The organism is Burkholderia cenocepacia (genome assembly GCF_900446215.1).
Lineage (GTDB): Bacteria > Pseudomonadota > Gammaproteobacteria > Burkholderiales > Burkholderiaceae > Burkholderia > Burkholderia cenocepacia.
In genome coordinates, this window is the sequence record NZ_UAQZ01000007.1 from 48,176 (window position 1) to 73,530 (window position 25,355).

General features: G+C 64.9%; 26 protein-coding genes. 18 read left to right on the forward strand and 8 right to left on the reverse strand.

Going from position 1 to position 25,355, the window contains the following annotated elements:
- The first annotated feature begins 29 nt into the window (after window positions 1-29).
- The 15 genes from nuoG (at window position 30) to DTA15_RS14295 (ending at window position 14,939) form a co-directional block, all read left to right on the forward strand.
- Window positions 30-2,360, forward strand: coding sequence for an NADH-quinone oxidoreductase subunit NuoG (nuoG, locus tag DTA15_RS14225; RefSeq protein ID WP_006484875.1), 2,331 nt, complete (start codon window positions 30-32; stop codon window positions 2,358-2,360).
- A complete protein-coding gene (gene nuoH, locus DTA15_RS14230) occupies window positions 2,361-3,428 on the forward strand; it encodes an NADH-quinone oxidoreductase subunit NuoH (protein ID WP_006484885.1) in 1,068 nt (355 codons plus the stop codon).
- A 10-nt stretch (window positions 3,429-3,438) separates the two neighbouring features.
- Window positions 3,439-3,927 carry an NADH-quinone oxidoreductase subunit NuoI gene (gene nuoI / locus DTA15_RS14235; RefSeq protein WP_006484869.1) on the forward strand — a complete coding sequence of 163 codons (489 nt, stop codon included), beginning with the start codon at window positions 3,439-3,441 and terminating at the stop codon, window positions 3,925-3,927.
- A gap of 105 nt (window positions 3,928-4,032) precedes the next feature.
- A complete protein-coding gene (locus DTA15_RS14240; RefSeq protein WP_006484877.1) occupies window positions 4,033-4,683 on the forward strand; it encodes an NADH-quinone oxidoreductase subunit J in 651 nt (216 codons plus the stop codon).
- Between the two features lie 18 nt (window positions 4,684-4,701).
- The gene (gene nuoK, locus DTA15_RS14245; RefSeq protein ID WP_006478272.1) at window positions 4,702-5,007 is read left to right on the forward strand and encodes an NADH-quinone oxidoreductase subunit NuoK; all 306 of its coding nucleotides are present in this window, start codon (window positions 4,702-4,704) and stop codon (window positions 5,005-5,007) included.
- A gap of 17 nt (window positions 5,008-5,024) precedes the next feature.
- The gene (gene nuoL, locus DTA15_RS14250) at window positions 5,025-7,079 is read left to right on the forward strand and encodes an NADH-quinone oxidoreductase subunit L (RefSeq protein ID WP_006484887.1); all 2,055 of its coding nucleotides are present in this window, start codon (window positions 5,025-5,027) and stop codon (window positions 7,077-7,079) included.
- A gap of 16 nt (window positions 7,080-7,095) precedes the next feature.
- A complete protein-coding gene (locus DTA15_RS14255) occupies window positions 7,096-8,586 on the forward strand; it encodes an NADH-quinone oxidoreductase subunit M (protein ID WP_006484881.1) in 1,491 nt (496 codons plus the stop codon).
- A gap of 36 nt (window positions 8,587-8,622) precedes the next feature.
- On the forward strand, window positions 8,623-10,077 hold the full coding sequence (gene nuoN / locus DTA15_RS14260; protein ID WP_171983970.1) for an NADH-quinone oxidoreductase subunit NuoN: 1,455 nt from the start codon (window positions 8,623-8,625) through the stop codon (window positions 10,075-10,077).
- Window positions 10,077-10,373, forward strand: a complete 297-nt coding sequence (locus DTA15_RS14265) for a DUF2818 family protein (protein WP_006484867.1) — start codon at window positions 10,077-10,079, stop codon at window positions 10,371-10,373. The genes nuoN and DTA15_RS14265 overlap by 1 nt, the downstream gene beginning before the upstream one ends.
- A 39-nt stretch (window positions 10,374-10,412) precedes the next feature.
- Entirely contained in the window at window positions 10,413-11,003 is a 591-nt protein-coding gene (locus DTA15_RS14270; RefSeq protein ID WP_006484889.1) for an NUDIX domain-containing protein, read from the forward strand.
- 136 nt (window positions 11,004-11,139) lie between these two features.
- Window positions 11,140-11,562, forward strand: a complete 423-nt coding sequence (locus DTA15_RS14275) for a DUF1178 family protein (protein WP_006484892.1) — start codon at window positions 11,140-11,142, stop codon at window positions 11,560-11,562.
- Window positions 11,563-11,616: 54 nt separating this feature from the next.
- On the forward strand, window positions 11,617-12,813 hold the full coding sequence (locus DTA15_RS14280) for an acyl-CoA dehydrogenase family protein (RefSeq protein ID WP_006484866.1): 1,197 nt from the start codon (window positions 11,617-11,619) through the stop codon (window positions 12,811-12,813).
- Window positions 12,814-12,832: 19 nt separating this feature from the next.
- The gene (locus DTA15_RS14285) at window positions 12,833-13,966 is read left to right on the forward strand and encodes an acyl-CoA dehydrogenase family protein (protein WP_006484899.1); all 1,134 of its coding nucleotides are present in this window, start codon (window positions 12,833-12,835) and stop codon (window positions 13,964-13,966) included.
- Between the two features lie 38 nt (window positions 13,967-14,004).
- Window positions 14,005-14,466: a MaoC family dehydratase gene (locus DTA15_RS14290; protein ID WP_006484884.1), complete on the forward strand. Its 462-nt coding sequence runs from the start codon at window positions 14,005-14,007 to the stop codon at window positions 14,464-14,466.
- Window positions 14,463-14,939, forward strand: coding sequence for a MaoC family dehydratase (locus DTA15_RS14295; protein WP_006484891.1), 477 nt, complete (start codon window positions 14,463-14,465; stop codon window positions 14,937-14,939). The genes DTA15_RS14290 and DTA15_RS14295 overlap by 4 nt, the downstream gene beginning before the upstream one ends.
- 47 nt (window positions 14,940-14,986) lie before the next feature.
- Here DTA15_RS14295 and DTA15_RS14300 read toward each other — a convergent pair whose 3' ends face one another.
- Window positions 14,987-15,679: a glutathione binding-like protein gene (locus DTA15_RS14300; protein ID WP_006484871.1), complete on the reverse strand. Its 693-nt coding sequence runs from the start codon at window positions 15,677-15,679 to the stop codon at window positions 14,987-14,989.
- A gap of 220 nt (window positions 15,680-15,899) precedes the next feature.
- Window positions 15,900-16,691 (reverse strand): oxepin-CoA hydrolase, alternative type, encoded by a 792-nt coding sequence (locus tag DTA15_RS14305; RefSeq protein WP_006484890.1) that lies wholly within the window; start codon window positions 16,689-16,691, stop codon window positions 15,900-15,902.
- 202 nt (window positions 16,692-16,893) lie between these two features.
- On the opposite strand from DTA15_RS14305, the gene DTA15_RS14310 reads away from it, so the two are divergent.
- Window positions 16,894-17,550 carry a glutathione S-transferase family protein gene (locus DTA15_RS14310; protein ID WP_006484897.1) on the forward strand — a complete coding sequence of 219 codons (657 nt, stop codon included), beginning with the start codon at window positions 16,894-16,896 and terminating at the stop codon, window positions 17,548-17,550.
- A 39-nt stretch (window positions 17,551-17,589) separates the two neighbouring features.
- Here the strand turns inward: DTA15_RS14310 and DTA15_RS14315 are convergent, their stop codons facing one another.
- Both DTA15_RS14315 and DTA15_RS14320 read right to left on the reverse strand, forming a co-directional pair.
- Window positions 17,590-18,762, reverse strand: coding sequence for a pyridoxal phosphate-dependent aminotransferase (locus DTA15_RS14315; RefSeq protein WP_020979891.1), 1,173 nt, complete (start codon window positions 18,760-18,762; stop codon window positions 17,590-17,592).
- Window positions 18,763-18,795: 33 nt separating this feature from the next.
- Window positions 18,796-19,293, reverse strand: a complete 498-nt coding sequence (locus DTA15_RS14320; protein ID WP_006484880.1) for a putative toxin-antitoxin system toxin component, PIN family — start codon at window positions 19,291-19,293, stop codon at window positions 18,796-18,798.
- Window positions 19,294-19,350: 57 nt separating this feature from the next.
- Here DTA15_RS14320 and yaaA point away from each other — a divergent pair, with 57 nt between their 5' ends.
- On the forward strand, window positions 19,351-20,133 hold the full coding sequence (gene yaaA / locus DTA15_RS14325; RefSeq protein WP_006484893.1) for a peroxide stress protein YaaA: 783 nt from the start codon (window positions 19,351-19,353) through the stop codon (window positions 20,131-20,133).
- Between the two features lie 139 nt (window positions 20,134-20,272).
- On the forward strand, window positions 20,273-21,427 hold the full coding sequence (locus tag DTA15_RS14330; RefSeq protein WP_006484873.1) for a M14 family metallopeptidase: 1,155 nt from the start codon (window positions 20,273-20,275) through the stop codon (window positions 21,425-21,427).
- Between the two features lie 87 nt (window positions 21,428-21,514).
- On the opposite strand, the gene DTA15_RS14335 is transcribed toward DTA15_RS14330, so the two are convergent.
- From DTA15_RS14335 to DTA15_RS14350, 4 genes are all read right to left on the reverse strand, one after another.
- Window positions 21,515-22,171, reverse strand: coding sequence for a BspC domain-containing protein (locus tag DTA15_RS14335; protein WP_012492731.1), 657 nt, complete (start codon window positions 22,169-22,171; stop codon window positions 21,515-21,517).
- A 142-nt stretch (window positions 22,172-22,313) separates the two neighbouring features.
- On the reverse strand, window positions 22,314-22,988 hold the full coding sequence (locus DTA15_RS14340; protein WP_006484865.1) for an energy-coupling factor ABC transporter permease: 675 nt from the start codon (window positions 22,986-22,988) through the stop codon (window positions 22,314-22,316).
- 76 nt (window positions 22,989-23,064) lie between these two features.
- The gene (locus tag DTA15_RS14345; protein WP_006496994.1) at window positions 23,065-23,901 is read right to left on the reverse strand and encodes a response regulator transcription factor; all 837 of its coding nucleotides are present in this window, start codon (window positions 23,899-23,901) and stop codon (window positions 23,065-23,067) included.
- Between the two features lie 215 nt (window positions 23,902-24,116).
- Window positions 24,117-25,334: a DUF2863 family protein gene (locus DTA15_RS14350; protein ID WP_006484868.1), complete on the reverse strand. Its 1,218-nt coding sequence runs from the start codon at window positions 25,332-25,334 to the stop codon at window positions 24,117-24,119.
- Window positions 25,335-25,355: the final 21 nt, after the last annotated feature.

Below are 25,355 nucleotides of genomic sequence, written 5' to 3' on the forward strand. Positions count from 1 at the left end.
CGGAAATAGGTTAAGGACCATTCACCATCATGGTTGAACTTGAAATAGACGGCAAGAAGGTCGAGGTGCCCGAAGGCAGCATGGTGATCCAGGCTGCGCACAAGGCGGATACGTACATTCCTCACTTCTGCTATCACAAGAAACTGTCGGTCGCGGCCAACTGCCGGATGTGTCTCGTCGAAGTCGAGAAAATGCCGAAGGCCGTGCCTGCCTGCGCGACCCCCGTGTCGGCCGGCATGATCGTCCGCACGCAGTCCGACAAGGCTGTGAAGGCGCAGCAGTCGGTGATGGAATTCCTGCTCATCAATCACCCGCTCGATTGCCCGATCTGCGATCAGGGCGGCGAATGCCAGCTGCAGGATCTGGCGGTCGGCTACGGCAAGTCGTCGTCGCGCTACTCGGAAGAAAAGCGCGTGGTGTTCCACAAGAACGTGGGCCCGCTGATCTCGATGGAAGAAATGTCGCGCTGTATCCACTGCACGCGCTGCGTCCGCTTCGGCCAGGAAATCGCCGGCGTGATGGAATTCGGCATGCTGGGCCGCGGCGAGCATTCGGAAATCACGACGTTCGTCGGCAAGACGGTCGACTCCGAAATGTCGGGCAACATGATCGACCTGTGCCCGGTCGGCGCGCTGACCAGCAAGCCGTTCCGCTACAGCGCCCGTACCTGGGAGCTGTCGCGTCGCAAGTCGGTGAGCCCGCACGATTCCGTCGGCGCGAACCTCGTCGTGCAGGTGAAGAACAACCGCGTGATGCGCGTGCTGCCGTTCGAGAACGAAGCGATCAACGAATGCTGGATCTCGGACAAGGACCGCTTCTCGTATGAAGGCCTCAACAGCGAAGAGCGCCTGACGAAGCCGATGCTGAAGCAGGGCGGCCAGTGGATCGAGACCGACTGGCAGACCGCGCTCGAATACGTCGCGAAGGGCCTGAAGGGCATCGCCGCGGATCACGGCGCGAACGCGCTGGCGATGCTCGCGAGCGCGCACAGCACGGCCGAAGAGCTGTTCCTCGTGAAGCAGCTCGCCAACGAACTGAAAACGCCGAACGTCGACTTCCGTCTGCGTCAGCAGGATTTCTCGGCACCGGTCCAGGGCGCGCCGTGGCTCGGCATGCCGATCGCCGATCTGTCGAACGTGGACGCCGCGTTCGTCGTCGGGTCGTTCCTGCGCCGCGACCACCCGCTGTTCGCATCGCGCCTGCGTCAGGCTGCGAAGAACGGCGCGAAGCTGCACTTCCTGCACGCGACCGGCGACGATTCGCTGATCCCGACCGCGCAACGCATCGTCGCCGCGCCGTCGGCATGGCTCGACGAGCTGGCCGGCATCGCCGCGGCCGTCGCGCAACTGCGCGGCGTCACGCTGCCCGACGCGCTCGCGGGCGTCACGGCATCGCCGGCCGCCCAGGCTGTCGCGCAGTCGCTCGCGAACGGCGAACGCCGCGCGGTGCTGCTCGGCAACGTCGCGGTCCGTCATCCGCAATTCGCGAAGCTGCACGCCGTCGCCCAGTGGATCGCCGACAACACCGGCGCCACGTTCGGCTTCCTGACGGAAGCGGCGAACACGGTCGGCGCGCACGTGGTCGGCGCACTGCCGGGCGAAGGCGGCCTGAACGCACGCGAAGCGTTCGCGCAGCCGCGCAAGGGCTACGTGCTGCTGAACGTCGAACCGGAATTCGATACGGCCGACCCGGCGCAGGCACTGGCCGCGCTGAACCAGGCGGAGATGGTCGTCGTGATGTCGCCGTTCAAGCACGGCCTCGACTACGCCGACGTGCTGCTGCCGGTTGCGCCGTTCACCGAAACGGCCGGTACGTTCGTCAACGCGGAAGGCACCGTGCAGAGCTTCAACGGCGTCGTGCGCCCGCTCGGCGACACGCGTCCGGCGTGGAAGGTGCTGCGCGTGCTCGGCAGCCTGCTCGGCCTGCCGAACTTCGAATACGAGACCGCTGAAGAAGTGCGTGTCGCCGCGCTCGGCGACGCCGGCGTCGCGGGTCGCCTGTCGAACCAGACGTCGGTCGCGCCGGCCCGTGCCGCGGCGAATGCCGCGAACGGCGGTTTCGAGCGCCTGGCCGATGTGCCGATCTATCACGCCGACGCACTCGTGCGCCGCGCGGGTGCGCTGCACCTGACGGCCGCCGCGAAGGCGGCGAACGTCGCAGCCCTGCCGGCCGCGCTGTTCGACAAGCTGGGCTTGAAGGAAGGCGACGCGGTGCGCGTGCGCCAGGGCGAGCGTGCGGTGCAATTGCCGGCCGTGCGCGACGCGAATCTTGCGGAGACGGTCGTTCGCGTGTCGGCGGCGACGCCTGCCGGCGCAGCGCTCGGCAGCCTGTCCGGTGAACTGGTGGTGGAGAAGGCGTAAATGAGCTTGTTCGATACGATCAACGCGGGCGGGGCCCAGCTTCTCGGCTTCGCGTGGCCGACGGTGTGGGCAGTCGTGCGCATCCTCGTCGTCTCCGTCGTCATCCTGCTGTGCGTCGCGTACCTGATTCTGTGGGAACGCAAGCTGATCGGCTGGATGCACGTACGTCTCGGCCCGAACCGCGTCGGCCCCGGCGGCCTGCTGCAGCCGATCGCCGACGTGCTGAAGCTGCTGCTGAAGGAAGTCATCCAGCCGACCGCCGCCAGCCGCTGGCTGTACCTGATCGCGCCGATCATGACCGTCGTGCCGGCGTTCGCCGTGTGGGCGGTGATCCCGTTCCAGGCCGAAGCCGTGCTCGCGAACGTGAACGCGGGCCTGCTGTACGCGATGGCGATCTCGTCGATCGGCGTGTACGCGGTGATTCTCGCCGGCTGGGCGTCGAACTCGAAGTACGCGTTCCTCGGTGCGATGCGCGCCGCGGCACAGATGGTGTCGTACGAAATCTCGATGGGCTTCGCACTGGTGCTGGTGCTGATGACGGCCGGCAGCCTGAACCTGTCGGAAATCGTCGGCTCGCAACAGCACGGCTTCTTCGCCGGCCACGGCGTGAACTTCCTGTCGTGGAACTGGCTGCCGCTGCTGCCGGCGTTCGTCGTCTACTTCATCTCGGGCATCGCCGAAACGAACCGTCACCCGTTCGACGTGGTGGAAGGGGAGTCGGAGATCGTCGCGGGTCACATGATCGATTACTCGGGTATGGCGTTCGCGCTGTTCTTCCTCGCCGAGTACATCAACATGATCGTGATCTCGGCGCTGGCTGCGACGCTGTTCCTCGGCGGCTGGGACGCCCCGTTCGAATTCCTGTCGTTCATCCCGGGCATCTTCTGGCTGGTGCTGAAGGTATTCGCACTGCTGTCGGTGTTCATCTGGGTGCGCGCGACGTTCCCGCGCTTCCGTTACGACCAGATCATGCGTCTGGGCTGGAAGGTGTTCCTGCCGGTCACGGTGATCTGGGTGGTCGTGGTCGGCTGCTGGATGATGTCGCCGCTGAACATCTGGGTGAAGTAAGGACGAAATCATGACGGCTATCCAACACTTCTTTAAGACTTTCTTCCTGACCGAGCTGCTGAAGGGGCTCGCGCTGACCGGTCGTTACACGTTCAAGCGCAAGTTCACCGTGCAGTTCCCGGAAGAGAAGACCCCGATTTCGCCGCGTTTCCGCGGGCTGCACGCGCTGCGCCGCTATGAGAACGGCGAAGAGCGCTGCATCGCGTGCAAGCTGTGCGAGGCCGTGTGCCCCGCGCTGGCGATCACGATCGAATCGGAAACGCGCGCGGACAACACGCGCCGCACGACGCGCTACGACATCGACCTGACGAAGTGCATCTTCTGCGGTTTCTGCGAAGAGAGCTGCCCGGTCGATTCGATCGTCGAGACGCAGATTCTCGAGTACCACGGCGAAAAGCGCGGCGACCTGTATTTCACGAAGGATATGCTGCTCGCGGTGGGCGACCGCTACGAGAAGGACATCGCCGCGGCGAAGGCTGCCGACGCGCCGTATCGTTGATTGTGTTTGCAGTGCCGGCCCGGCATGAACGGGCCGAGCCGCCGCGACGGGTGCGGGCGTCCCGCAAGCCGCGCCTGACTATGGCCTAACGATGAACCGGTAATCATGGAATTCACGACCGTACTGTTCTACATCTTCGCGCTGCTCCTGGTGGTATCAGGGCTGAAGGTGATCACTTCGCGCAACCCGGTGGCGTCTGCGCTTTTCCTTGTGCTGGCATTCTTCAACGCCGCCGCGATCTGGATGCTGCTGGAGGCGGAGTTCCTCGCGATCCTGCTGGTGCTGGTCTACGTGGGCGCGGTGATGGTGCTGTTCCTGTTCGTCGTGATGATGCTGGACATCAACATCGACTACCTGCGCCGCGATTTCAAGCGCTTCGTACCGATGGCCACCGTGGTCGGCGCGATCATCGTGATCGAAACCGCGCTGATCCTGTGGCGCGGTTACGGCGACACGCACACCGTGCATGCGATGGCGACGGGCGAGATGGCCAACTGGTCGAACACGCGCCTGATCGGCAAGGTGATCTACACCGACTACATCTTCGCGTTCGAAATCGCCGGCCTCGTGCTGCTGGTCGCGATCATCGCCGCGATCGGGCTGACCGAGCGCAAGGGCAAGGACAGCAAGCGCCAGCGTGTGTCGGATCAGGTCAAGGTGCGCCGCAACGACCGCGTGCGCCTCGTGAAGATGGAAGCGGACAAGCCGCAGCCGGAAGCGGCGCAAAGCGAAGCCGGTTCGGGCACCAACGGCTAAGCGGAGGAAAAGAAAACCATGCTGACTCTTGCTCACTACCTTGTGCTCGGCGCGATCCTGTTCGCGATCGCGATCGTCGGGATTTTCCTGAACCGCCGCAACGTCATCATCATCCTGATGTCGATCGAACTGATGCTGCTGGCGGTGAACACCAACTTCGTCGCGTTCTCGCACTACCTGGGTGACGTGCACGGCCAGATCTTCGTGTTCTTCGTGCTGACGGTCGCCGCAGCGGAAGCCGCGATCGGTCTCGCGATTCTGGTGACCCTGTTCCGTAAGCTCGACACGATCAATGTCGAGGATCTCGATCAGCTCAAAGGTTAATTTCAGGCAACGCTGTTATGTCAACGACACTCAATGAAAACCTGCTGCTGGCGATTCCGCTCGCTCCGCTGGCCGGCTCGCTGATTGCGGGGCTGTTCGGGAACGCAGTCGGGCGCAAGGGCGCACACCGGATCACGATCCTCGGCGTATTGATCGCGTTCCTCCTGTCGGCGAAAGTCTTCTTCGACGTGATGGGCGGTGCGAGCTTCAACGCGACCGTCTACGAATGGATGAACGTCGGCTCGCTGAAGCTCGAAGTCGGCTTCCTCGTCGATTCGCTGACCGCGATGATGATGGTCGTCGTGACCTTCGTCTCGCTGATGGTGCACGTGTACACGATCGGCTACATGGCGGAAGAGGACGGCTACCAGCGCTTCTTCTCGTACATCTCGCTGTTCACGTTCTCGATGCTGATGCTCGTGATGAGCAACAACTTCCTGCAGCTGTTCTTCGGCTGGGAAGCAGTGGGTCTGGTGTCGTACCTGCTGATCGGCTTCTACTTCACGCGTGAGAGCGCGATCTACGCGAACATGAAGGCGTTCCTCGTGAACCGCGTGGGCGACTTCGGCTTCCTGCTCGGCATCGGCCTGCTGCTCGCGTTCGCCGGCTCGATGAACTACGGCGAAGTGTTCGCGAAGCGCGCGGAACTCGCGAGCCTGCACTTCCCGGGCACCGACTGGGGCCTGCTGACCGTTGCCTGTATCTGCCTGTTCATCGGCGCGATGGGCAAGTCGGCGCAGTTCCCGCTGCACGTGTGGCTGCCGGACTCGATGGAAGGCCCGACCCCGATCTCGGCGCTGATTCACGCGGCGACGATGGTCACGGCCGGCATCTTCATGGTGTCGCGCATGTCGCCGCTGTTCGAGCTGTCGGATACCGCGCTGTCCTTCATCACGGTGATCGGCGCGATCACGGCGCTCTTCATGGGCTTCCTCGGCATCGTCCAGAACGACATCAAGCGCGTGGTCGCGTACTCGACGCTGTCGCAGCTCGGCTACATGACCGTCGCGCTCGGCGTGTCCGCTTACCCGGTCGCCGTGTTCCACCTGATGACGCACGCGTTCTTCAAGGCGCTGCTGTTCCTCGGCGCCGGCTCGGTGATCATGGGCATGCACCACGACCAGGACATGCGCAACATGGGCGGCCTGCGCAAGTACATGCCGATCACGTGGATCACGTCGCTCGTCGGCTCGCTCGCGCTGATCGGTACGCCGTTCTTCTCGGGCTTCTACTCGAAGGACTCGATCATCGACGCGGTGAAGCTGTCGCACCTGCCGGGTTCGGGCTTCGCGTACTTCGCGGTCGTCGCGAGCGTGTTCGTCACGGCGCTGTACTCGTTCCGCATGTACTTCCTGGTGTTCCACGGCGAAGAGCGCTTCCGCCAGCCGAAGCATCCGGAATCGCCGATGGGCATGGCGGCCGCGCACGGCCACGACGATCACGGCCATGGCCACGGTCATGACGACCACGCGCACGAGCCGCACGAGACCCCGTGGGTCGTGTGGGTGCCGCTGGTCCTGCTGGCGATCCCGTCGGTGATCATCGGCGCGATCGCGATCAGCCCGATGCTGTTCGGCGATTTCTTCCAGCACGGCGTCGCATTCGACAAGGTGATCTTCATCGGCGAAAACCATCCGGCGCTGGCCGAGATGGCCGAAGAGTTCCACGGCTGGGTCGGCATGGGCCTGCACTCGGTGTCGGGCCTGCCGGTGTGGCTGGCGCTCGCCGGTGTCGTCGTCGCGTGGTTCCTGTACCTGAAGCGTCCGGAGCTGCCGGCGTCGATCCGCCGCGCGTTCGGCCCGATCTACACGCTGCTGGACAACAAGTACTACATGGACAAGATCAACGAAGTGGTGTTCGCCCGCGGTTCGGTGGCGATCGGCCGCGGCCTGTGGAAGGAGGGCGACGTCGTCGTGATCGACGGCCTCGTCAACGGCAGCGCCCGGTTCATCGGCTGGTTCGCCGGCGTGATCCGCTTCCTCCAATCCGGTTACATCTATCACTACGCGTTCGCCATGATCATCGGCATGCTGGGGCTCCTGACCCTGTTTGTAACGCTCGGCGGCAAATAAGGCGGGGGGACAACTAATGCACGCTTTTCCGATTCTCAGTACCGCGATCTGGCTGCCGATCGTTTTCGGCCTCCTCGTGCTTGCGGTAGGTAACGACAAAAATCCGGGGACGGCCCGCTGGGTTGCGCTGATCGGTGCGCTGCTCGGCCTCGCGGTCACGATCCCGCTGATCACGGGCTTCGACTCGAGCACGGCTGCGCTGCAGTTCGTCGAGAAGTCGACCTGGATCGAACGCTTCGACATTGCGTATCACCTCGGCGTCGACGGCATCTCGATGTGGTTCGTCGTGCTGACCGCGCTGATCACCGTGATCGTCGTGATCGCCGCGTGGGAAGTGATCACCGAGAACGTCGCACAGTACCTCGCGGCGTTCCTGATCCTGTCCGGGATCATGATCGGCGTGTTCTCGGCGGCCGACGGCCTGCTGTTCTACGTGTTCTTCGAGGCGACCCTGATCCCGATGTACATCATCATCGGCGTGTGGGGCGGCCCGAACCGCGTGTATGCGGCGTTCAAGTTCTTCCTGTACACGCTGGCCGGCTCGCTGCTGATGCTGGTCGCGCTGATCTACCTGTACACGGAAACGCACTCGTTCGACCTCGCGACGTGGCAGAACGCGAAGATCGCGATGACGCCACAGATCCTGCTGTTCATTGCGTTCTTCCTCGCGTTCGCGGTGAAGGTGCCGATGTGGCCGGTGCACACGTGGCTGCCGGACGCGCACGTGGAAGCGCCGACGGGCGGCTCGGTCGTGCTGGCCGCGATTATGCTGAAGCTCGGCGCGTACGGTTTCCTGCGCTTCTCGCTGCCGATCACGCCTGACGCGAGCCACTTCCTGGCACCCGTCGTGATCACGCTGTCGCTGATCGCGGTGATCTACATCGGCCTCGTCGCGATGGTGCAGGCCGACATGAAGAAGCTGGTCGCGTATTCGTCAATCGCGCACATGGGCTTCGTCACGCTCGGCTTCTTCATCTTCAACCAGCTCGGCGTCGAAGGCGCGATCATCCAGATGATCTCGCACGGCTTCGTGTCGGGCGCGATGTTCCTCTGCATCGGCGTGCTGTACGACCGCGTGCACTCGCGCCAGATCGCCGATTACGGTGGCGTCGTCAACGTGATGCCGAAGTTCGCGGCATTCGCGATGCTGTTCTCGATGGCCAACTGCGGCCTGCCGGGTACGTCGGGTTTCGTCGGCGAGTTCATGGTGATTCTCGCGGCCGTCCAGTACAACTTCTGGATCGCATTCGGCGCGGCATTCACGCTGATCCTCGGCGCGGCCTACACGCTGTGGATGTACAAGCGTGTGTATTTCGGCGCGGTCGCGAACGATCACGTCGCCAAGCTGAAGGACATCGGCCGTCGCGAATTCCTGATGCTGGCCGTGCTCGCCGCGTTCACGCTGCTGATGGGCCTGTATCCGAAGCCTTTCACCGACGTGATGCACGTTTCCGTCGAAAACCTCCTCTCCCACGTCGCGCAGTCGAAGCTGCCGCTGGCCCAGTAATCGCGAGCGGAGGAAATCAAGATCATGAACGCTCCTATGAATGTCCTGTTGCCTGACGCGCTGGTGATGGCCGCCATCGTCGTCGCATGGCTGAACGACACCTTTACCGGTGCTTCCGGCCGCCGCCTGACCTATCTGATCGCGGTCGTCTCGTCGGTCGTCGCCGGCGTGTGGTTCGCGGTCCAGGCGCTCGACCCGCACCAGTACTACTTCTTCTCGAAGATGGTCGTCGTCGACTCGTTCGCGAGCATGATGAAGGCGGTCGTGTCGTTCGGTTTCGCGGTCTCGCTCGTCTATTCGCGCAAGTACCTCGAAGACCGCGACATGTTCCGCGGCGACGTGTTCCTGCTCGGCATGTTCTCGCTGCTCGGTCAGCTGGTCATGGTGTCGGGCAACAACTTCCTGACGCTGTACCTCGGTCTCGAACTGATGTCGCTGTCGCTGTATGCGGTCATCGCGCTGCGTCGCGATGCCGCGCAGTCGAGCGAAGCCGCGATGAAGTACTACGTGCTGGGTGCGCTCGCGTCGGGCTTCGTGCTGTACGGCATCTCGATGCTCTACGGCGCGACCGGCTCGCTCGAGCTCGGCGAAGTGTACAAGGCGGTCGGCGGCAACACCGACGCGGCCGTGCTGATGTTCGGCGTGATCTTCATCGTCGCCGGTATCGCGTTCAAGCTCGGCGCCGTACCGTTCCACATGTGGGTGCCGGACGTCTACCAGGGCGCACCGACCGCGATGACGCTGTTCGTCGGCGGCGGCCCGAAGGTTGCCGCGTTCGCGTGGGGCCTGCGCTTCCTGGTGATGGGCCTGCTGCCGCTCGCGCAGAACTGGCAGACCGCGCTCGTGATCCTGGCCGCGCTGTCGCTGATCGTCGGTAACATCACCGGTATCGTCCAGCGCAACATCAAGCGGATGCTCGCGTACTCGGCGATCTCGAACATGGGCTTCGTGCTGCTCGGCCTGCTCGCGGGCATCGTGAAGGGCGACGCGGCGGCACCGGCGAACGCCTACAGCTCGGCGATGTTCTACGCGATCGTCTACCTGATCACGACGCTCGGCTCGTTCGGCGTGGTGATGCTGCTCGCGCGCCGCGATTTCGAAGCGGAAACGATCGACGACTTCAAGGGCCTCAACAAGCGCAGCCCGGTGTTCGCGTTCGTGATGATGGTCATGATGTTCTCGCTGGCCGGCATCCCGCCGACCGTCGGCTTCTACGCGAAGCTGGCCGTGCTCGAGGCGACCGTCAACGCGGGCCTCACGTGGCTGGCCGTGCTGGCCGTGATCACGTCGTTGTTCGGCGCGTTCTACTACCTGCGCATCGTGAAGCTGATGTACTTCGATGCGCCGCAGGATTCGACGCCGATCTCGGGCGACTTCTGCAAGCGCACGATCCTCGTGCTGAACGGCCTGGCGGTCGTCGTGCTCGGCCTGATCCCGAGCCCGCTGCTGACCGCCTGCCTGCAGGCAATCCGTCACACGCTGCCGCTGTAATGTCGGCAGCCGGCTGGTTCATCGTGCTGTTGGCGCTCGTCTGCGCCAACCTGCCGTTCCTGAACCAACGCCTCTTCGCCGTCGTGCCGTTCGGCGCGACGAAGAAGAACGCGTGGGTGCGGATCGGCGAGCTGATCGTGCTGTACTTCATCGTCGGCGCGCTCGGCTTCTGGCTCGAGTCGCGCGCCGGCAACCGCTTCGAACAGGGCTGGCAGTTTTACGCGATCACGTTCAGTCTGTTCGTCGTGTTCGCGTTTCCCGGCTTCACGTTCCAGTATCTCGTCAAACGACGCTGACGGCTTCGGCCGTCCGTCGTGCTCATCTAGGAGCCGCCGATGGCCGAACTACCCAATCACGACGCCGCACTGACCGAAACCTGCCTCGAGAGCGAGGCAATCTTCGACGGCGCGTTCCTCAAGCTCAAGCGCGATACCGTCCGTCTGCCGGACGGCAAGAAGGCCACGCGCGAGTACGTGCAGCACCCGGGCGCGGTGATGGTGATCCCGCTGTTCGACGACGGCCGCGTATTGATGGAAAGCCAGTATCGCTATCCGATCGGCAAGGTGATGGCCGAATTCCCGGCCGGCAAGCTCGACCCGAACGAAGGCGCGCTCGCGTGCGCGGTGCGCGAACTGCGCGAGGAAACCGGCTACACGGCACGCGAATACGTGTTCCTCGCCCGCATTCACCCGATCATTTCCTATTCGACCGAATTCATCGACCTGTACCTCGCGCGCGGGCTGACGGCCGGCGAGCGCAAGCTCGACGAAGGCGAATTCCTCGAAACCTTTACCGCGACGCTGGCCGACCTGCAGGAATGGGTGCGCACGGGCCAGATCTCCGACGTGAAGACGATCATCGGCACGATGTGGCTCGACAAGGTGCTGTCCGGCACGTGGCCGCTCGGCCCGGTCGTCACGCCCTGAGTGCAGCGTCAGCGGCGAGCGGGGCACCGCGTTACAATCTGGTGACGCGGCGCACCCGTGCCGCGCGATCGGAATTTAGCACGATCGTTCACAAAATCGCTTTTTGCGCTACACTCGTCACACGCCCTGATTCAGCATGAAGGTCCTCGATTTACAGTGTCCGCACGGTCATCGGTTCGAAGGCTGGTTCGCTTCCGCCGATGAATTCGAAGCGCAGTTGTCCCGCAAGCTGGTCGAATGTCCGGTGTGCGGGACGACCGAGGTCAACCGTCTGCCGTCGGCGCCGCGCCTGAATCTGTCGGGGGCGACGCAGGCCCGGCCGGCCGATCCGCGTGCGCTGCAGGCGCAGGTGATGCGCGCGCTGCGCGAGGTGCTGGAGAAGACCGAGAACGTGGGCGAGCGCTTCGCCGAGGAAGCGCGGCGCATCCATTACAACGAGGCGCCCGCACGCAGCATTCGTGGCGTCACGACGCCGGAAGACGCGCAATCCTTGGTCGAAGAAGGCATCGACGTGATGCCGCTGCCGATTCCTGCCGCGCTGAAAGAACCGCTGCAATGACGTATGCAGTGAGTCCTGGCCGGGCCGGACGGCCGCGGTCAGGAGACACTGCGCATGGATCTGGACTATTCCCCCGCCGACGACGCGTTCCGCGTTGACGTCCGCGCCTGGCTCGAGGCCCACCTGCCTCATGCTCTGCGCGCCAAGGTACTCGATCACAAACGACTCGACCGCGAGGATTTCGCGAGCTGGCACCGGATTCTCGGCCAGCGCGGCTGGTCCGCACCCGCATGGCCGGTCGAATATGGTGGCCCGGGCTGGAACGCGACGCAGCGACACATCTGGGACGAGGAATGCGCGCGGATCGGTGCGCCGACCGTGCTGCCGTTCGGGGTGTCGATGGTCGCGCCGGTTTTGATGAAATACGGCAGCGAAGCGCAGAAGCGCCACTATCTGCCGCGTATTCTCGACGGCTCGGACTGGTGGTGTCAGGGTTACTCGGAGCCGGGTTCCGGATCCGACCTCGCGTCGCTGCGCACGCGCGCCGAGCGCCACGGCGATCACTACGTCGTCAACGGCCAGAAGACCTGGACCACGCTCGGCCAGTACGCCGACATGATGTTCTGCCTCGTGCGCACCGATCCGGCCGCGAAGAAGCAGGAGGGTATCTCGTTCCTGCTGATCGACATGAAGACGCCCGGCATCACGGTGCGTCCGATCGTGATGCTCGACGAAGACCACGAGGTCAACGAGGTGTTCTTCGAGGACGTGAAGGTGCCGGTCGAGAACCTCGTCGGCGACGAGAACCGCGGCTGGACCTACGCGAAATACCTGCTGGGCCACGAGCGCACCGGCATCGCGCGCGTCGGTGCGTCGAAGCGGGAGCTCGCGTTCCTGAAGCGTGTCGCATCGAACCAGCGCAAGAACGGCAAGCCGCTGCTCGCCGATCCCGTGTTCGCCGCGAAGGTCGCGGCGCTCGAAGTCGAGCTGATGGCGCTCGAGGTGACGGTGCTGCGCGTCGTCAGCCGCGAGACGAGCGGCAAGGGGCCCGGCCCCGAAGCATCGATGCTGAAGATCAAGGGCACCGAGGTGCAGCAGGCGCTCACCGAGCTGATGGTCGAGGCGATCGGTCCGCTGGCCGCACCGTTCGACGTGCCGTTCCTCGACGGCGAGCGCGAGCACAGCATCGCGGGCGACGACGATGCGGCGCCGCTCGCCGCGTACTACTTCAATTACCGGAAGACGTCGATCTACGGCGGTTCGAACGAGATCCAGAAGAACATCATCGCGCAGATGATTCTGGGGCTGTGATCACGGAACGGAGACAACCATGGATTTCAGCTTTACCGATGAGCAGCAGCAGTTCGCCGACGCGCTGCGCCGGTATCTCGGCGAGCAATACGGTTTCGAAGCGCGCCAGGCGATCGTGCGCAGCGATGCCGGCGTATCGGACGCGCAATGGAGCGCATTCACCGAACTCGGGTTGACCGCGTTGCCCGTGCCGGACGCGCAGGGCGGCTTCGGCGGCGGCCCGGTCGACATGCTGGTCGTGATGCAGGAGCTCGGCCGCGCACTCGTGATCGAGCCGTACTGGGCCACGGCAGTCGGCGTCGAGGCGTTGCGGATCGCCGGCTCCGGCGCAGGCGAAGATGCCGCGTTGCTGGAGGCGGTCGCGCAGGGGCACAAGCGCGTGGCGGTCGCGTTCCACGAACCGCGAGCGCGCTACGACCTGTACGCACTCGACACGCATGCGCGCGAGCAGGGCGACACGTACCGGCTGACCGGCGCCAAGTCGGTGGTTCAGCACGGCGCCCAGGCGCATGCGTGGATCGTGCCTGCGCGGGTCGACGGCGGCGGCATCGGCCTCTTTGTCGTCGAACACGATGCAGCGAACACGAAGGTGGTCGACTACCGGACCATCGATGGCCAGCGTGCCGCGACGATCTCCTTCGATGACACGCCGGCCCGATTGCTGACGGGTGGCGCGCGCGACGCGGCGGCACTCGAGCAGATTGCCGATTACGCGACTTTCCTGCTGTGCGCGGAAGCGGTCGGCGCGCTCGACGAACTCAATCGCGCGACGGTCGAATACACGAAGACGCGCGAGCAGTTCGGCGTGCCGATCGCGCGTTTTCAGGCGCTGCAGCACCGAATGGTCGACATGCTGATCCATGCCGAGCAGGCGCGTTCGCTGACCTATCTCGCGGCGGTGCGCTACGCGAACGGCGACGCCGATGCGCGGCGCAAGGCCGTGTCGGCCGCGAAGGCGCGGGTCGGGTCGGCCGCACGCTTCGTCGGCCAGCAGGCGGTCCAGCTGCACGGCGGCATGGGCGTGACCAACGAGGTGGCCGCCGCGCACCTGTTCAAACGGCTGTCGATCATCGAGACGACACTCGGCGATACCGATCATCACCTCGCCCGCATCGCGGCGCTGCCCGATTTCGCGCAGACCGACGTAGCATGATGGCGACGCGCGAGCGCGCGAGACAAGGAGACTTATCAGTGGGCATCAGTTACGAAGATCTGGTGGTCGGCAGTACCACCGAAGTGGGCCGCTATACGTTCGAGCCTGACGACATCAAGGCGTTCGCGAAGCGCTACGATCCGCAGCCGTTCCATCTCGACGAGGAAGCGGGGAAGGCGTCGCATTTCGGCGGCCTCGTCGCGAGCGGTTGGCATACGTGCTCGGTGTTCATGAGCCTGCTGATCCAGAAGCTCGGACCGGATTCGACCAGCATGGGCTCGCCCGGCATCGATTCGATTCGCTGGCTGAAGCCGGTGCGCGCCGGCGACACGATCACGATGTACCAGAAGGTGCACGACAAGCGCGTGTCGGAGAGCAAGCCCGATCGCGGCATCGTATCGACGGAATGGGTCGGCGTGAACGAAGCCGGCGAGACGGTGATCACCGTGCACACCAAGGTGATTTTCGGGCTGCGCCATCCGGGAGGCGCGAAGATATGACCGACGTGACCTTGCCGCTGATCGCATCGGCGCAGGCGCTGCAGGCGCGGGTCGGCGCGGAGCCGCTCGCGAGCGGCTGGATCGAGATCGACCAGCCGCGCGTCGACGGTTTCGCCGACGCGACCGACGACCATCAATGGATTCACGTCGACCCCGAGCGCGCGCGGCGCGAGTCGCCGTTCGGCGGACCGATCGCGCACGGGTTCCTGACGCTGTCGCTGATTCCCGCGTTGATGACCGACGCGATGCGCTTCGAGCAGAAGATGGGCGTGAACTACGGGCTGAACCGCGTGCGGTTTTTGAAGCCGGTGCCGGTCGGTGCGCGCGTGCGTGCGCTGTTCGCGGTGAAGGAAACCGCCGACGCTGCGCGTGGCGGCATTCAGGTGACGTGGTCCGTATCGGTGCAGGTCGAGCGCCCCGACGCGCCGCTGCCGGTGTGCGCGGCGGAGTTCATCACGCTGCATTACTTCTGAGGCACGGAGCGGCATGCACGGATGCCGCTCCGCCCGCCGCGTGCGGGTCAGTGCTTCGCGTATTGCGTCGCGCCGAACAGCACCTCGCGCGCCTTGTCGTCCTGCAGCGGCTTGCGCATCGACGCGAGCACCTCGACGCCGCGCTGCACGGCCGGTCGCGCGGCGATCGCCTCGTGCCAGCGCTTCACGTTCGGCAAGGCGTCGAGCACGATGCCCTGGTTCTGCCACGAACGTGTCCACGGGAACGTCGCAATGTCCGCGATCGTGTACGTGTCGCCCGCGAGATACTCGGATTCGCCGAGGCGCTTTTCCATCACGTTGTACAGGCGCTTCGCTTCGTTCGTGTAGCGGTTGACCGCATACTCGATCTTCTCCGGCGCATACAGGCGGAAGTGGTGCGCCTGCCCGAGCATCGGGCCGACACCGCCCATCTGGAACATCAGCCACTCGAGCGTCGCATAGCGTGCGGCCGGATCGGTCGGCAGGAACTTGCCGGTCTTCTCCGCGAGGTAGATCAGGATCGCGCCCGATTCGAACAGCGAGATCGGTTGGCCGCCGGGGCCGTCCGGATCGACGATCGCCGGGATCTTGTTGTTCGGGCTGATCTTCAGGAACGCGGGCTCGAACTGGTCGCCCGCGCCGATATCGATCGGATGGGCACGATATGCGAGGCCCGTTTCCTCGAGCATGATGTGCACCTTGTGGCCATTCGGGGTCGCCCAGCTATAGACGTCGATCATCGTCAACTCCTGTGAGGCTTGCGCGAAAACGGCGCCGGCGGCGCCGCGACAGGCGGTCATTAGAGCATGGATCGACACGGGCTGCTGGCGACGCAAACGCGCGTGCCGACGGGCAGGCAAGGCCGGGCGGGAGATCGCCGTCGGCATTGCGTGCGACGGCGACATGCCGCATCGGAGGGACGCGGCGGCGTGGCGTCGGTTCGAAGGCCGACGCGGCGGATCAGCGCTTGTAGCGCGGCGGGCGCTTCTCGAGAAAGGCGGTGATGCCTTCGAGCCCGTCCGCATGATGCAGCGACGCGACGAAATGATCGCGCTCGGTGCCGAGGTGCGCGTCCAGCGGTTGCGCGGTCGCGTCGTCGAGCAACGACTTGATGCGCGTGAGCGCATTCGGCGAGATGCCGGCGAGCGTGTCGGCCCATGCCAGTGCGTCGCTCAGCGCCGTGCCGGGCGTGGCGAGCCGGTTGACGACGCCGAGCGCATGCAGGCGTTCGGCGGCAACCGGCTTGCCTTCGAACAGGATCTCGGCCGCGATCGCGCGCGGCAACGCACGGGCGAGAAACCACGAGCCGCCGCCGTCGGGCGTCAGGCCGACGCGCGCATACGACATCACGAATTTCGCATCATGTGCGGCGACGATCAGGTCGCACGCGAGCGCGAGCGAGAAGCCCGCGCCGGCCGCGGCGCCTTCGACGGCTGCGATCACCGGCTTCGTGGCTGCGCGGATCGCCGTTACCCACGCCGCGAGCTGATCGATGCTGTCGGCCTGAAAGGACGGCTCCTTCGAGCGATTCTCGAGCAGCCGGTTCAGGTTGCCGCCTGCGCAGAAGAAGCGGTCGGCACCTGTCAGCACGACGGCGCGAATCGCCGGATCGCGCTCGGCGGTGGCGAGCGCTTCGATGCCGGCCGCGTACATGTCGGGATGCAGCGCGTTGCGCGCGCCGGGATTGGACAGTGTGAGGACGAGCGTCGATTCGCTCTCGGGCGGACGCGAGGCCAGCAGTTCAGCACTCATGGAAGCGTGTCTCCATCGGATGGCGCGGCTGTGACGCCGCGTGTGTCGCGTGGACAGGCGGCGCTGTCGCCGCAGCGGCGGTAATGTTGTCGTGACGAACGCAAAACTTGCTTTAGACTAGCACGAACGTGCTTTTCAGCGCGATGAATCCCGATGCGGCCAGCGTCGAGGCGGCCGCGCTTCAGCCAGGAAGGAGACTCCGATGCTACAGCTGTGCGGTATCCCGTTGTCCAACTACTACAACAAGGTGAAGTTCGTCCTGCTCGAGCACGACATTCCGTTCGAGGAGTCGGTGTGCGGTTTGCCGATCAGCGATCCGGCGCAGCTTGCCGATTCGCCGCTCGGCAAGATTCCGTTCCTGAAGACCGAAGAGGGCGCGCTGTTCGAGTCGCAGGTGATCGTCGAATACCTGGCGGCGCGCTATCCCGAAAAAGGTATTTTGCCCACAAGCCCGTTCGCGGCCGCGAAGGTGCGCGAACTGGTCGAGACGCTCGAGCTGTATCTCGAATGGATGGCGCGCGAGGTCTATACGGAAGCGTTTTTCGGCGGCAAGGTCAGCGACGGGATGAAGGCGCACGTCGAGAAGCGTCTGCCGCGCGCGATCGATGCCTTCAAGCAGATGACGCGGTTTTCGCCGTATGTGCTCGGCGAATCGTTCGGCCTCGCGGACATGGCGGCGTGGGTCCATCTGCCGGTCATCGGCATGGCGACGAAGGCCATATTCGGCCGCGACTTCCTGCTCGATGCAGGCATCGACTGGAAGGCGCACGCGAAGACGGTGGGTGAGCGCCCGGCCGCGCAACGCGTGGCAGCCGAGCGCAAGGCGTATATCGAAGCGGCGAACGTCGTGCGTTCGTAAGCGTTTCTGACGGGCGGCGTGCGGCCGCCCGTGGCGGTCTTACAGGCGGGCGAGCCGTTCGAGCGCGGAGGCGAGCGTGCTTTCCTGCTTCGCGAAGCAGAAGCGGACGACGCCCGATTCGTGCGGCTCGTGATAGAACGCCGACACCGGAATGGCGGCCACGCCGATCTCCGACGTGAGCCACTTCGAAAATTCCGCTTCGGGCAGGTCGCTGATCGCCGAGTAGTCGACGCACTGAAAGTACGTGCCCGTGCACGGCAGCAGCTTGAAGCGCGTGCGTTCGAGGCCGGCCCGGAAGAAATCGCGCTTGTGCTGATAGAAGCCCGCGAGCGACAGGTACGGCGCCGGGTCGCGCAGGTAGTCGGCGAGCCCGATCTGCATCGGCGTGTTTACCGTGAACACGTTGAACTGGTGGACCTTGCGGAATTCCGCGGTCAGCGCGGCAGGCGCCGCGACGTAACCGACCTTCCAGCCCGTCACGTGATAGGTCTTGCCGAAGCTCGACACGATGAAGCTGCGCGCGGCGAGTTCCGGGTAGCGCGCGACGCTCTCGTGGCGCGCGCCGTCGTAGACCATGTGCTCGTACACCTCGTCGGACAGGATCAGCACGTTGGTGCCGCGCACGATGTCCTCGAGCTTGCGCATGTCGGCCTCGCGCCACACGGTGCCCGTCGGGTTGTGCGGCGTGTTGATCAGTATCATCCGCGTTTTCGGCGTGATCGCGGCCGCGAGGCGGTCGAACGGGATCGCATAGTCGGGCGCCTCCAGCGTGACGAACACCGGCTTGCCGCCCGCGAGCTCGATCGACGGCAGGTAGCTGTCGTAGGTCGGCTCGACGACGATTACTTCGTCGCCCGGATGCACCGCGCACAGGATCGCCGTCAGCAGCGCCTGCGTCGCGCCGGCCGTCACGGTGATTTCGCTGGCCGGATCGTAGCGCCGGCCGTACACCTGCGCGATCTTGTCGGCGATCGCGTCGCGCAGCGGCGCGACGCCGGCCATCGGCGGATACTGGTTGTGCCCGTTGCGCATCGCGGCCGAGACCGCATCGACGATGCGCGGATCGCAATCGAAATCCGGGAAACCCTGGCCGAGGTTCACCGCCCCTTTTTCGGCGGCAAGCGCGCTCATGACCGTGAAGATCGTCGTGCCGACGTTCGGCAGGCGCGAGGGGAAAACGGGCGTCGTTGGCATATCTGAAGGAGCGTTCATCGATACGGTCGAAATCGGGTGGGGCCGTGTGCGTCAGGCTGGCGTGGTCGGGGCGGCCGGCGTCGCGTCGAGCGCGCAGGCCTCGGTAAAGGGAGCGGGCTGCGCGATCCGGAAACCGAAGTCGCGTGCGGTGCGTTTCGCGAGCTTCAGTAGCGCGCGGTCCTTCGACACGAGCCAGTCGGCCTGCGCGGCGCGGGCAAGCTCGAGAAATTTCTGGTCGTCGCGGTCCTTGCACTTCGGCAGCGGCGGCGCGCCGGCGTCGACGGGCGGCGGTTCGACGAGGTTCGCGAGACGGGCGACGGTCGCGAGCGCGGCCGCCTTGTCGATCGCGCGCGACTGGAACTGCGGATAGTCGAGCACGTATTCGAGCTCGGTCAGGCAGCGGCCGTCGATCACGGCGGCCAGCGTGCCGCATTCCAGCGCGGCGCGGATCGGGCGCGTAGCGGGGTCGTCGAATACGAGGATGTCGATCCAGACGTTCGAGTCGAGCACGACGCGGTGCGCGGCATGCGGGGCGAGAGAGCGGCTCATTCGTTACAATCGGTGGTTTTCGTCTGACCGCAAGGCACGGCGTGCCAGCGAGCCTCTATGATAATCGTTCTCTCTCCCGCCAAATCCCTCGACTACGATACGCCCGCGCACGTCCCGTCTTACACGTTGCCTGCATTCGTCGACGACGCGTCGGAACTGATCCACGGCCTGCGCAAGCTGTCGCCGCAGGACATCGCGACGCTGATGGATATCTCCGATCCGCTCGCGCGCCTGAATTTCCAGCGCTACGCCGACTGGTCGCCGACCTTCACGCCGGCCAACGCGAAGCAGGCCGTGCTGGCGTTCAACGGTGACGTTTACGAGGGTTTCGACGCAAAATCGCTGTCGTCCACCGATCTCGACTATGCGCAGCAGCACGTGCGCGTGCTGTCGGGCCTGTACGGGCTGCTGCGTCCGCTCGACCTGCTGCAGCCGTACCGGCTCGAGATGGGTACGCGGTTCGCGAACGCACGCGGCAAGGATCTGTATGCGTTCTGGGGCGACCGCATCACGCGGGCGCTGAACGAGCAGTTGGAGACGCGCAGCGGCGCCGCACGCGTGCTGGTCAACTGCGCGTCGACCGAATACTTCAAGTCGGTCAAGCCGAAGCTGCTGGCCGCACCGGTCATCACGCCGGTATTCGAGGACTGGAAGGGCGGCCGCTACAAGATCATCAGCTTCCATGCGAAACGCGCGCGCGGCCTGATGGCGCGTTTTGTCGTCGAGAACCGTATCACCGACCCGAAGGCGCTGAAGGCATTCGCGACCGAAGGCTATGCGTTCGATGCGGCGGCGTCGAACGATTCGACTTACGTATATCGCCGGCGCATCGGCGAGTGACCTTGCCGGCCGTTCACGAGACGGCCGGCGCCTGCATGAGGCCGGACAGGCGGTACACCGCGTGCTTCGGTCAACCGCTTTGCATGGGGCCGGCGTAAGCGCTAAAGCGCTAACGCCGGTCGATAACGGAGAGAGACAGATGACCCTTTCGATCACCAGTAATTTCGACGCGGGCGCCATCGACGTCGTGTCGTGCGAGCGTCCCGACGCGATCCGGCTGCGCGTGCGTGGCGACAATCGGTCGGAGTTCGCGCAATGGTTTTACTACCGCTTGACGGGCGCGCGCGGCGAGCGGTGCGTGATGACGTTCGAGAACGCAGCCGAATGCGCATACCCGTCGGGCTGGCGCAACTATCACGCGGTGGCAAGCTACGACCGGGTCGACTGGTTCCGCGTGCCGACGACGTTCGACGGCAAGACGATGACCATCGACCATACGCCCGAGTTCGACAGCATCTACTACGCGTATTTCGAACCGTACTCGGAAGAGCGTCACGCGGCGTTTCTCGGCGCGGTCCAGCAGTTGCCGCAGGCGAGCGTCGTCGAGCTCGGCCGCACGGTCGAAGGCCGTCCGATGTCGCTGCTGACGCTCGGCACGCCGGAAACCGACGATGCGCCGAAGAAGAAGGTATGGATCATCGCGCGCCAGCATCCGGGCGAGTCGATGGCCGAGTGGTTCGTCGAAGGCCTGGTCAAGCGGCTGGCGGGATGGGGCGACTGGGCCGGCGATCCGGTGGCGCGCAAGCTCTACGATCGCGTGACGTTTTACATCGTCCCGAACATGAATCCGGACGGCAGCGTGCACGGTAACCTGCGCACCAATGCGGCCGGCGCGAACCTGAACCGCGAGTGGATGGCGCCCGATGCCGAGCGCAGCCCCGAAGTGCTGGCCGTGCGCGATGCGATCCACGCGATCGGCTGCGACATGTTCTTCGACATTCACGGCGACGAGGATCTGCCGTACGTGTTCGTCGCCGGCTCGGAGATGCTGCCGAGCTTTACCGAGCAGCAGGGCAAGGAGCAGGCCGCGTTCATCGACGCGTTCAAGGTCGCCAGCCCCGACTTCCAGACCGAGCATGGCTACGCGGCGAGCAAGTACAAGGAAGATGCGCTGAAGCTCGCGTCGAAGTACATCGGCCATCAGTTCGGCTGCCTGTCGTTGACGCTCGAAATGCCGTTCAAGGACAACGCGAACCTGCCCGACGAGCGCGTCGGCTGGAACGGCGAGCGCAGCGCGGCGCTCGGCGCGGCGATGCTGGCCGCGATCCTGGTGCACGTCGACACGTTCGCGTAAGCGCAGCCGTTCGTCGTCGCATGAAAAAAGCCGGCGCATCTCGTGATGCGCCGGCTTTTTTGCCGCTGTCGTTGCCGCTCCGTCGTATCAGGACTTCTTCGCGGTTTTTTTCTTCACGGCCTTCTTCTGGCCGCTGGATTTCTTCGTCGCGACGGCCTTCTTGCTGCCGGCGTGGCTCGATGCCTTCGCCTTGGCTTTGCCGCGGTGCGACTTGCCCTTGAACTTCTTCGTCGAAGACGACGAGCGTTCGACGCGCGGCTTCAGCGGCGGGACCGGGTCGTTCCAGCTGAACGCGAGCATTTGCTGGCCGACATAGCCGCAACGGAATTTCAGCGGCGTCGGATCGCTGCCGTTGCTGTGGATGCCGAGCCCATCGACGGTGACGATGTTGTCGACCTTCACGCGCTGCTTGCCCTGGTCGAACGAGTCGTTCCACGGCGTGATGGTCGCATTGCCGCTGTCGAATGCGTTCGGTGCGAAGTCGACGCGATCGAACGCCGTCGACGTACTGGCGATGAAGCTGCCGTGCGCCGCACAATCGGCGGCGAGCGGATCGGCATGCATCTCGTTGACGAATTTGTTGATCAGTTCGGAGCGCTGGTCGAGCAGGTCGGCGAATACCGGAGCGGGAAGCGCAAGCGACAGGCCCGCGATACAGGCTGCCAGCTTGCCGAGCGCCCGGAAAATCCGGAGCGAGGCAGGTGAGCTGTCCATCTGGTTATTGGTGAGGAGCGAAGGAGACATCGGGCACGTATAGATGCCCGATGAAGAACAGGAGTTCAATCTTAGCGTAAAAAAGTTGTGCGGCAGTAGGTGGCGTATTCGGCGCGCGTCGTGGACGGTGCCGCCGGCACATGTGTGCGCCGAGCTGGTCCGGAGGGGAAAGTCAGGCGCGCGGGCCGCCGAGGCGGTAGCGCCGGACGTCGAAGGTCGTGACCCACGCGGGGCGATAGACGGCGATGAGTGCCGTCGCCATGCCGGTGAACCACGCTTCGCCGAGCGCGAGCAGCGCGGTGTTCAGCAGATAGCCGGCCGGAATCACGACGGGCACGCCGTCGGCAAGCGCGAGCTGGACACCGGCCGCCGCAGCGGCGACCGCGACGATCGCGATGGCCGGCGACAGGAAGCCCTGCCCCGTGATGAACGATGCGAGGTTGTGCGGCAGCCACGCGAGCGCGGCGCGTTGCAGCAACGCCGACACGGCGACAGGCAGCGCACCGTAGATCAGATAGGTCAGGCCGATGCCTTGCCACGGCGCGTCGAAGATGACCGCGGCAATCGCCGTGACGGCGCCCATCGCAACCAGGGCGAGCGTCCAGTCGAACAGCGTGACGAGCAGCGTTGCGCCAAGCAGATGCATGACGATGCCGTCTTCGAGCCATGCGTTCGAAGCCCACAGGACCGTGATCGCAGTGACGAGTGCGAGCCACACGTGCTGAAGCGTGGCGTCTTGCAGGCGTACGAACGGGCGATTCCAGATCGCGAGCGCGAGCAGGGCCACGGCGGCGATCCAGCCACCGATGCCAACCCAGAGCGGAAGCGGTGTGAAAAGAAAACCCATGCGTCCATATTACTCGTTGAGTATCAAAGGTGGGAACCGGCGCATGCGCGACCGTCGCAATATCGAGACTGTTTGCCTAGCGTCCGCGCCGGAACCGTGCCGGTGGCTCGGCGGCGAGCGGCAGATCGTGCGTGCCGGCATTCGCGGTAGGCAACGGGTACGGACGGTCATGCCGTTGTGTCCGCAGCGGAACCGGGCCGTGTTCGCCGATGGCCGGCTTGCGGGCGCGGTTGCGGTTCGCCAGCAGCACCTCGAGATGGGGCGACAGCCAGCCGTTGTAGATCGCGACCGCGGCGGCGCGGTTTGCGGCGCCAAGCTGCTGGAAGATGCTCGCGAGGTGGATCTTCACGGTGCCTTCGCTGATGCCGAGCGTACGCGCGATCATCTTGTTCGTGCTGCCCATGTGGACGAACCGCATGATCTGCGCTTGTCGCGGCGACAGGAGGCCGCTCGGCGGGCGGCGGGGCAGCGAGCCGGCGAGCGTCTGGAAATGGGCATCGTGGCGCGCCGTCGCCGTGGACGGCAGCAGGCTGAGGGCGATCGGCGGAATGTAGTGCCCGCCCAGCAGGACGATCTCGAGCGCGCGCACGATAAGGTGCGGCCGCGTGGAATGCGGGATCACGCCCGCGACGCCGTAGTTGAAGAAACGCTGGATGGCTTCGGGCGAGATCTCGTCGACCAGGACGGCGACCGGTGTCGGCGAGCACGCGTTGCCGAGCGCCTGAAGCTCGCTGAGCCGGCCCACGTCGAGCCAGTCGATCGCGAGGAGGTCGAAACGCTGGGTGCGCAGCAGCCGGCGCGCCTGGAAACCGTCAGGCGCATCGTTGATGCTGGCGTGCCGGTCGATCTGCCGCAACAGGGCCTTCAGTCCGTCACGCCGTTCGGCGTCTGAGTTAAGCACCAAGAATCGCATATTCAATCTCCATAAGGTGAGTCATTGACTGCTGTCGGGGGGATATAAGCTGGCCCCGATAATGACAAAGACCTTACACGATGTCTGCTTGGCTGAAAGGCTTAGGAAAAGTTCGAAATTTTGGGCGACAGAACATCGGACAAGAAAAAAAGCCGCTTCGGCAGGCACCGGAAGCGGCTTTTGGCGGGGCAGGCTGCAGGGCCTGCGGGGGCGAGTCAGTGGAAATGCGGCTGCGCGGGCGACGCGTCTTCCGGCATTTCCGCATGGACGATTTCGCCGAGCGGATCGGCGTACAGCGGCACACCGCAGTCGTCGCAGTATTCGGGTTCGAAGCGGCCCGCGTGCCGGCGGACGTCGGTTACGCCGCATTCCTTCAGCAGGCTCACGATTTCCTCGAGCGGCCCTTCGATCGGCGCTTCGCCTTCGAGCGTCGCGCTGTCGATCGAAACGTCGCCGTTTTCACGGCCGTAGAGCGGCCACACGACGCCGTAGATCACATCGTTGCTGGCACGCCGCGTGAAGCCGACCCGATACTCGTCGATACGGCGTTCGCCGAAGCCGGCGACCACCGCGCGCAACTCCTGCGGCGCTGCACCAAGTGTGTCGAATAGATAACGAATGGCCGTTCGGACGGTGTGTGGACGCACGCGTTCGTCCGCATCGCGACAGGCCGAGTAGTACGCGTCCGGAAGCAGGCATTCGAACTCGCAGCCGGGCAGCGCGATCGACAGGTTCGGGCCGCCTTGTGCCGTCCACTGTTCGAGGCACTGGCCGCGCTCGATACGGCTGCCGTTTTCTTCTTCCTGCCAACGGAACAGCGCCGCGCCGGTCGGCGCGGCGACGACCGCCAGCAGGAAGCGCGGATCGGCCAGGATCGGCGAGGTTTCCGGCAGGTCGCCGAAGCTCAGCTTCGGGGTGTGCTGACCGATCGCCGCATGCGCGAGCTGCTGGGCCAGCCGGTAGGTTTCCACGTGGTGCCGCGGCAGTTGGTCGATGCTGTAGAGGAAGGGAGCAAGCCCGACGAGGGTGCCGTTTGCGAGCACGTGCGCCTGCAGGTGCGTGCGCAGCGCGTCGGTAACGTCGCCCTTCAGTGGGCCCGACGGAATCATATAGCGCGTCCAGGCGAGCACCGGGACGGCGACCAGCAGCGCATCGTACGGTTGGCCGTCGTGGTCGATCACCATCGACTCGCTGTGTGTCTCGGCCATGTCGGCGAGCGCGCCGTAGGCGTCGGGATGATTCTGCTGAAGATGGTCGAGCGCGGCGTCGAGCGTGGTCTGATTGCCGTTGCGGACGATCTTGGCGAGCAGCGCGTCGAGCTTCGCTTCCCAGAAGCGATCCTCGATGCGGCTGCCCGACGCGAAGAGCGCAAGCGACAGACCGACCAGTTTGTCGGCATCGGGGGGGAGGCGTTTGGCGATTCGCTGGCGCATATTAAAGACGTATATAGAAAG

What these genes read in the sequence shown, in the direction of transcription:
- DTA15_RS14240 (WP_006484877.1), top strand. Translation starts at nt 4,033, where the DNA reads ATGGAATTCACGACCGTACTGTTCTACATCTTCGCGCTGCTCCTGGTG.
- nuoG (WP_006484875.1), top strand. Translation starts at nt 30, where the DNA reads ATGGTTGAACTTGAAATAGACGGCAAGAAGGTCGAGGTGCCCGAAGGC.
- DTA15_RS14320 (WP_006484880.1), bottom strand. Translation starts at nt 19,293, where the DNA reads ATGAGCCGCTCTCTCGCCCCGCATGCCGCGCACCGCGTCGTGCTCGAC.
- yaaA (WP_006484893.1), top strand. Translation starts at nt 19,351, where the DNA reads ATGATAATCGTTCTCTCTCCCGCCAAATCCCTCGACTACGATACGCCC.
- DTA15_RS14295 (WP_006484891.1), top strand. Translation starts at nt 14,463, where the DNA reads ATGACCGACGTGACCTTGCCGCTGATCGCATCGGCGCAGGCGCTGCAG.
- DTA15_RS14330 (WP_006484873.1), top strand. Translation starts at nt 20,273, where the DNA reads ATGACCCTTTCGATCACCAGTAATTTCGACGCGGGCGCCATCGACGTC.
- nuoL (WP_006484887.1), top strand. Translation starts at nt 5,025, where the DNA reads ATGTCAACGACACTCAATGAAAACCTGCTGCTGGCGATTCCGCTCGCT.
- nuoN (WP_171983970.1), top strand. Translation starts at nt 8,623, where the DNA reads ATGAATGTCCTGTTGCCTGACGCGCTGGTGATGGCCGCCATCGTCGTC.
- DTA15_RS14340 (WP_006484865.1), bottom strand. Translation starts at nt 22,988, where the DNA reads ATGGGTTTTCTTTTCACACCGCTTCCGCTCTGGGTTGGCATCGGTGGC.
- DTA15_RS14285 (WP_006484899.1), top strand. Translation starts at nt 12,833, where the DNA reads ATGGATTTCAGCTTTACCGATGAGCAGCAGCAGTTCGCCGACGCGCTG.
- DTA15_RS14345 (WP_006496994.1), bottom strand. Translation starts at nt 23,901, where the DNA reads ATGCGATTCTTGGTGCTTAACTCAGACGCCGAACGGCGTGACGGACTG.
- DTA15_RS14315 (WP_020979891.1), bottom strand. Translation starts at nt 18,762, where the DNA reads ATGAACGCTCCTTCAGATATGCCAACGACGCCCGTTTTCCCCTCGCGC.
- DTA15_RS14350 (WP_006484868.1), bottom strand. Translation starts at nt 25,334, where the DNA reads ATGCGCCAGCGAATCGCCAAACGCCTCCCCCCCGATGCCGACAAACTG.
- DTA15_RS14270 (WP_006484889.1), top strand. Translation starts at nt 10,413, where the DNA reads ATGGCCGAACTACCCAATCACGACGCCGCACTGACCGAAACCTGCCTC.
- nuoK (WP_006478272.1), top strand. Translation starts at nt 4,702, where the DNA reads ATGCTGACTCTTGCTCACTACCTTGTGCTCGGCGCGATCCTGTTCGCG.
- DTA15_RS14275 (WP_006484892.1), top strand. Translation starts at nt 11,140, where the DNA reads ATGAAGGTCCTCGATTTACAGTGTCCGCACGGTCATCGGTTCGAAGGC.
- DTA15_RS14255 (WP_006484881.1), top strand. Translation starts at nt 7,096, where the DNA reads ATGCACGCTTTTCCGATTCTCAGTACCGCGATCTGGCTGCCGATCGTT.
- DTA15_RS14310 (WP_006484897.1), top strand. Translation starts at nt 16,894, where the DNA reads ATGCTACAGCTGTGCGGTATCCCGTTGTCCAACTACTACAACAAGGTG.
- nuoI (WP_006484869.1), top strand. Translation starts at nt 3,439, where the DNA reads ATGACGGCTATCCAACACTTCTTTAAGACTTTCTTCCTGACCGAGCTG.
- DTA15_RS14280 (WP_006484866.1), top strand. Translation starts at nt 11,617, where the DNA reads ATGGATCTGGACTATTCCCCCGCCGACGACGCGTTCCGCGTTGACGTC.
- DTA15_RS14265 (WP_006484867.1), top strand. Translation starts at nt 10,077, where the DNA reads ATGTCGGCAGCCGGCTGGTTCATCGTGCTGTTGGCGCTCGTCTGCGCC.
- nuoH (WP_006484885.1), top strand. Translation starts at nt 2,361, where the DNA reads ATGAGCTTGTTCGATACGATCAACGCGGGCGGGGCCCAGCTTCTCGGC.
- DTA15_RS14300 (WP_006484871.1), bottom strand. Translation starts at nt 15,679, where the DNA reads ATGATCGACGTCTATAGCTGGGCGACCCCGAATGGCCACAAGGTGCAC.
- DTA15_RS14335 (WP_012492731.1), bottom strand. Translation starts at nt 22,171, where the DNA reads ATGTCTCCTTCGCTCCTCACCAATAACCAGATGGACAGCTCACCTGCC.
- DTA15_RS14305 (WP_006484890.1), bottom strand. Translation starts at nt 16,691, where the DNA reads ATGAGTGCTGAACTGCTGGCCTCGCGTCCGCCCGAGAGCGAATCGACG.